This window comes from Streptomyces sp. 13-12-16 (assembly GCF_002114215.1).
In the GTDB taxonomy this organism is placed as follows: Bacteria; Actinomycetota; Actinomycetes; order Streptomycetales; family Streptomycetaceae; genus Streptomyces.
In genome coordinates this window covers 1-1259 of record NZ_NCTE01000775.1, presented here as the reverse complement: position 1 = coordinate 1259, position 1259 = coordinate 1, and the positions used below count along the sequence as shown (strand labels likewise).

General features: G+C 74.0%; 1 protein-coding gene. It reads right to left on the bottom strand.

All coding sequences use genetic code 11. From position 1 onward, the window contains the following. On the bottom strand, positions 1-1259 hold a 1259-nt coding region (locus tag B7767_RS28585; protein WP_218775826.1), incomplete at both ends, for a polyketide synthase dehydratase domain-containing protein.

Genomic DNA, 1259 nt, shown 5'->3' with positions numbered 1-1259 from the left:
GAACCGCCCCGGATCCTCCGACTGCGCACTACGCACCAGACCCCACACCGCAGCCCCGGCCAGATCCGAGACATCCTCACCCGCCACCGACACCGCACCCCGCGTCACCACCACCACATGCGACACCGCGGACTGCAGGGCCTCGAGGACCTCGCTCACCGTCGAGGCCACGTCGGAACCACCGGCCCGCACCACCTCCACCGCCGCGTCCGCGGGCGCGGAGCCGTTCGCCTCGACCGGCGTCCAGACGAGGCGGTAGAGCGAGTCGGTGCGAGCGGCTGCCGGTGCCAAGACCGGGCGCAGTTCCAAGGACTCGACGGTCGCCACGGGTTCGCCCGTCGCGTCGGCGACCGCCAGGGCGACGTCGCCGTCGTGGAGGCGGGTGGCGTGGACCCGCAGCGCGCCCGCGCCGGACGCGTGCAGTTGCACTCCCCTCCAGGAGGACGGCAGGAGAGCCGCGTCGTCCTCGGGCGCCCCGGACAGCGCGAGCGCGCGCAGTGCCGCCTCGAAGACGGCCGGGTGGAGCCCGAAGGCACCCGACTCCAGGTTCTCGGGCAGGTCGGCCTCGGCGAACACCTCCTCGCCGCGTCGCCAGGCGGCCTTCAGCCCCTGGAAGGCCGGCCCGTACACCAGGCCCCCGTCGGCGAGCCGGTCGTGGAACCCGTCCAGGTCGACCGGCTCGGCGCCGGCCGGCGGCCACTGGGTCAGGGCGCTCCCGCCGGACCCGCTCGCGGCCAGCAGTCCCGTCGCGTGCCGCGTCCACGGGGTGTCGACGGCGTTCTCGTCGCGGGCGTACACCACCACGGAACGGCAGCCGGTCCCGTCCGCGGCCTCGACCACGACCTGAACGGCCATGCCGCCCGCCTCGGGCAGGATCAGCGGCGTCTCGACGGTCAGTTCCTCGATACGGCCGCAGCCCACCTCGTCGCCCGCGCGGACCGCGAGTTCCACGAAGCCGGTACCCGGGAAGACGGCGACGCCGCCCACGGTGTGATCGGCCAGCCAGGGCTGCGAGCCGATCGACAGCCGCCCGGTGAACACCAGTCGGTCGGAGTCCGCCATCATGACCGTCGCGCCCAGCAACGGGTGCCGTGCCGCTCCCAGCCCCATGGACGCCGGGTCCGCGTCGGCCGCCTCGTCGATCAGCCAGTAGCGTTTCCGTTGGAAGGGGTAGGTGGGCAGGTCGACACGGCGGGCACCGCGTCCGGCGAGCACGGCCTTCCAGTCCACCGGAACACCGTTGGCGTAGAGCCGTCCCA